The 4,348-nt window shown below is 65.5% G+C and carries 4 protein-coding genes and 1 rRNA gene; 2 read left to right on the forward strand and 3 right to left on the reverse strand.

Going from position 1 to position 4,348, the window contains the following annotated elements; genetic code table 11:
- Positions 1–713: murein hydrolase activator EnvC family protein (locus ACREPD_RS21755; RefSeq protein ID WP_431601226.1), on the reverse strand; the 713-nt coding region annotated here is incomplete at its 3' end.
- 181 nt (positions 714–894) lie between these two features.
- Between ACREPD_RS21755 and ACREPD_RS21760 the strand changes: the two genes are divergently transcribed.
- Positions 895–1,557 carry a hypothetical protein gene (locus ACREPD_RS21760; RefSeq protein WP_431601223.1) on the forward strand — a complete coding sequence of 221 codons (663 nt, stop codon included), beginning with the start codon at positions 895–897 and terminating at the stop codon, positions 1,555–1,557.
- Positions 1,558–1,609: 52 nt separating this feature from the next.
- On the forward strand, positions 1,610–3,334 hold the full coding sequence (locus ACREPD_RS21765; protein ID WP_431601224.1) for a M28 family metallopeptidase: 1,725 nt from the start codon (positions 1,610–1,612) through the stop codon (positions 3,332–3,334).
- Positions 3,335–3,394: 60 nt separating this feature from the next.
- Here ACREPD_RS21765 and ACREPD_RS21770 read toward each other — a convergent pair whose 3' ends face one another.
- Both ACREPD_RS21770 and rrf read right to left on the reverse strand, forming a co-directional pair.
- Positions 3,395–3,853 carry an REP-associated tyrosine transposase gene (locus ACREPD_RS21770; RefSeq protein WP_431601225.1) on the reverse strand — a complete coding sequence of 153 codons (459 nt, stop codon included), beginning with the start codon at positions 3,851–3,853 and terminating at the stop codon, positions 3,395–3,397.
- Between the two features lie 377 nt (positions 3,854–4,230).
- Positions 4,231–4,345: ribosomal RNA gene (rrf, locus tag ACREPD_RS21775) — 5S ribosomal RNA — on the reverse strand.
- Between the last annotated feature and the right edge of the window lie 3 nt (positions 4,346–4,348).

The following is a 4,348-nucleotide window of genomic DNA, read 5'->3' on the forward strand; positions in this document are numbered from 1 at the left end:
GCCTCGGCGCGCGCAGCCGCGGCGCGCAGGTTCGCCAAAAGGGATTCGAGTGCCTTGGCATCCTGGCCGAGCGCCTTCTCGCGCTCGCTGCGGTCCTTGTAACGCTCGTCGAGGCTGGCCACGGTGGCGGCCCGGGTCCGACGATCATTGGCCAGCGTTGCGGCCTGCTGCTTCTGCTGCTGTCGGGTCCCTTCCAGGGCCTGGCGGCGTTCGACGATCTGGGCCTCCACCGACTCCAGTTCGGTGAGGTCTGCGGTGAGCGCACCGATCCGTCGTGCGCGCTCGCGCTGCATGTAACGGTGATAGGCCAGCGTGCGGTTGGCATCGGCCACCCGGTCCTGCGACAGCAGCAGTTTCAGCGGCGCGTTGTTGCCGACCCGGTAGGCGGCACGCAGCAGCGACGCCAGTTCCTGCCGCTGCTGCTGAAGCCCGGCCTGCAACGCGCTGCGGCGCTGCTGCAGTTCCTGCAGGGCGCGGGTTTCGCGCTGCAAGGCCGTTTCGGTCTGGGCCAGCACGCGGCCGGTGGTTGCGACCTTCTCGTCGGCCTCGCGCAACTGGCGCGACGCCTGGCCGCGCTGACCTTCCAGGGTGCGCCGTTCCTGCGCCACGCCCTTGAGTTCGGTGCGCAGCTTCTGCAGCTTGCGCTCGGCCTCTTTCGGGTTCTGCGCGGCCAGCGGCCCCGACCCGAGCAGTGCGGCCACCAGCACCCACATCGACAGTGCCACCTGCCAGCGCGACCCAAGGCCGCGCCCAGCGTTCGGATTGTTATTCCGGCGTGAGGAAGAGACGTTGGGGCGCAAGGGCTTTCCAGTGACTTCAGGCAGATGCGGATCGCAGCGCTGCATGGTGACATTCCTGCAGGCGGCCTGCCAGCCGCATACCGGACGAACCCACATGAAACGTTTCCCGCTCCCGCTGCTGTTGGCCCTGGTGCTGCCTTGCGCGCCTGCCTTTGCCAACGAGAGCATCAGCAAGGTCAATGGCAGCATCCATGCGACCTCGGGCCAGGCCTATGGCGATCTCGAAACCGTCAATGGCGGCATTACGGTGGACGAAGACACCGAGACCGCTGACATCCAGACCGTCAATGGCGGCATCAAGATCGGCGACCGCGCCCGCACCCGTGGCATTTCCACGGTGAACGGCAGCATCCGGGTCGGCCAGAAGGTGGAGATCGATGGCGATCTTGAAACCGTCAACGGCAGCATCTTCACCGACCGCGGCACCCGCATCGACGGCAGCATGGAGACGGTCAATGGCGGCATCGGGTTGGTCGAAACCCGCCTGTCCAAGGGCATCGAGACGGTCAACGGCGACATCACCGTCGGCATTGGTTCGGTGGTCGAGGGCGGCATCCACGTCAACAAGCCCAACTTCAGCCTGTCGCTGGGGCCGGGCCGCAAGCCGCGCGTGATCGTCGGCCCCAATGCAGCGGTGAACGGTCCGCTGCAGTTCGACCGTGAGGTCACGCTGTACGTGCATCGCAGCGCGCACATCGGTCCGGTGACCGGTGCCACGCCCGTGCCGTTCGATACCGACGCCGCGCCGAACGATTGATACTCTGTCACCCGGTGCCCGCGCACCGGCCCTTTGTCTCCAGGAATCGATGATGTCCCGCAAACTTCTGTTGTGCCTGGCCGCCACTGCCGCGCTGACCGCGTGCAAGGGCGAGACCGCCGCACCGGCGCCCGCGCCGGTCGCTGATACCACCCCGGCCGCCGCCGGCCACGCCTTCTCGCCGGAGATCAACGTTGGCGACTTCGGCGAGCTGGTCAAGACGCTGGCCTCGGACGAGTTCGAAGGCCGCGCCCCGGGCAGCACCGGCGAAGACCGCACGGTGGAGTACATCCGCGACCAGATGCAACGCATCGGGCTGCAGCCGGGCAATGGCGACAGCTGGTTCCAGGAGGTGGCGATGACCGAGACCACCGCCGATGAGAGCACCGTGCTGAAGCTGGACCAAGCGGGCAAGACCCGCGAACTGAAGTTCGGCACCGACATGGTGATCGGCACGCGCAGCGGCCAGAAGGAAGTGAAGATCGACGGCAGCGACCTGGTCTTCGTCGGCTACGGCGTGGACGCGCCGGAGCAGAAGTGGAACGACTACGCCGGGCAGGACTGGAAGGGCAAGACGGTGGTGATGTTCGTCAACGATCCGGGCTTCCATGTCAACGACGACAAGTTGTTCGACGGCAAGCGCATGACCTACTACGGGCGCTGGACCTACAAGTTCGAGGAAGCCGCGCGCAAGGGCGCTGCTGCCGCGCTGATCGTGCACGACACCGCCGGCGCCTCCTATGGCTGGGACGTGGTCAAGAATTCGTGGGCGGGCCCGCAGTACGACCTGACCGCCAAGGATGATCCGGAACCGCGCCTGCCGGCACAGGGTTGGCTGAGCGCCGACGCCGCGCGCCAGCTGTTCGCCGACGCCGGGCTCGACCTGGACCAGGCGTACAAGGATGCCAACAAGCGTGGCTTCAAGCCGGTTCCGCTGAAGGCCAAGCTGTCGCTGGACCTGAAGAGCACCATCGCCGAGAAGAAGTCGCGCAACGTGGTCGGCGTGCTGCCGGGTGCGAAGCAGGCCGACGAGGCGGTGCTGTACATGGCGCACTGGGACCACCTGGGCAAGCACGAGGGTGAGCAGGGCGACAACGTCTACAACGGTGCGGTCGACAATGCCACCGGTGTGGCCGGCATCCTGGAGGTCGCCGATGCCATGGCGCACCAGCAGCCGGCGCCGGAGCGTTCGGTGGTGTTCCTGGCCGTCACGCTGGAAGAGTCGGGCCTGCTGGGCTCGAAGTACTACGTGAACCACCCGACCTTCCCGCTCGACAAGATCGCCGGTGTGATCAATATCGACGCGATGTCGGTGGCCGGCCGCGCGAAAGACATGACCGTGACCGGGTTCGGCAGCTCGGAGCTGGAGGACATCCTCAAGCCGCTGGCCGCCGCGCAGAAGCGCACGCTGCATGGCGAGAGCTCGGTGCAGAGCGGCTTCTACTTCCGTTCGGACCACTTCAACTTCGCGAAGGCAGGCGTGCCTGCGTTGTATGCCGACGGTGGCGAAGACCTGGTCGACGGTGGCGTGGACGCCGGGCGCAAGGCGGCCGAGGCCTATGGCCGCGACCGCTACCACGGCCCGAAGGACGAGTACGACGCCAGCACCTGGAAGCTGGACGGCACGGTGGAAGATCTGCAGCTGCTGTACGGCGTCGGCAAGGAGCTGGCGACCGGCGGCCGTTGGCCGAACTGGTACGAAGGCAACCCGTTCAAGGCGGCGCGCGACGAGATGATGAAGGGCAAGACCGACGCGGCTGCGCCTGCGGCGAAGTAAGCCTGGTTCACATCGCTGGTTGAAGCGAAGCGGCGCCTTTGGGCGCCGCTTTTTTGTGGGTCATTCAGTAGCGGAGGGCCACCGGCTCCAGCAGTACGGGTATTCGCCGACCTTTGTCGCGAGTCCTGCTCGCACCGGATTCTCCATCAGGTAGGTGGCTTGGGTGAGCAGGGACTCGTCCGAGCGGAGGCAGTGGTCGTAGAAGCCGCGCTGCCACAAGGAGCCCTCGCTGCCGCGGTGCAGGTTCACGGCACGGGAGGAGCGGGATTTGAAGGCCTGCATGCAGCGGCTGATATTGCCGTTGCCCAGTTGCATGAGCCAATGAATGTGATCGGGCATGACCACCCAGGCCAGGGTCTTCGAACGTTTTTCGCGGTCGGAGCAGCGTAGGGCTTCGACGACGCATTCGACGGTGGTGTCGTCGATGAAGAGGGATTCGCGGCCGGCCACGACCGTAGTGAGCATGTAGTACGCGCCTTGAAGGGAGCGGCGGCCGATGAGGAGACGTGGACTGGACATGACCACAGAGTGGCGTTTGCCGGAGGTCGGTTGTATCCGGGAAGTCTCAATCAAGATGTCAGATGACGCCGGTAGGGTTGCATCCCGATCAACCGCCGGGGTGGTGATTACCGCATTGGGGCATGACCACGAACGCAGCCAACGCATTTCGATTGGGGGTCCATGCGTCACCGTGCCGATCACCGTGATCGGCAGTTGTTTGGGAACCAACCCTACCGTCGAGCGGAACGACCTGGCGAATGGGTGTCGCGACCGTTGGTCGGCACCCATTCGCGCAAAAAAACCCTGCTGCGGGTAGGTGTCGACCGTTGGTCGGCACGCGTTCGCGCGCACAAAAAAAACCCCGCTGCGTGAGCAGCGGGGTTTTTGGGTATAAACCCTGGCGATGACCTACTCTCGCATGGCTTGAGCCACACTACCATCGGCGCAGCTGCGTTTCACTTCCGAGTTCGGGATGGGATCGGGTGGTTCCACAGCGCTAATTTCACCAGGGAG

The organism is Stenotrophomonas sp., from assembly GCF_050737075.1.
GTDB lineage: Bacteria > Pseudomonadota > Gammaproteobacteria > Xanthomonadales > Xanthomonadaceae > Stenotrophomonas.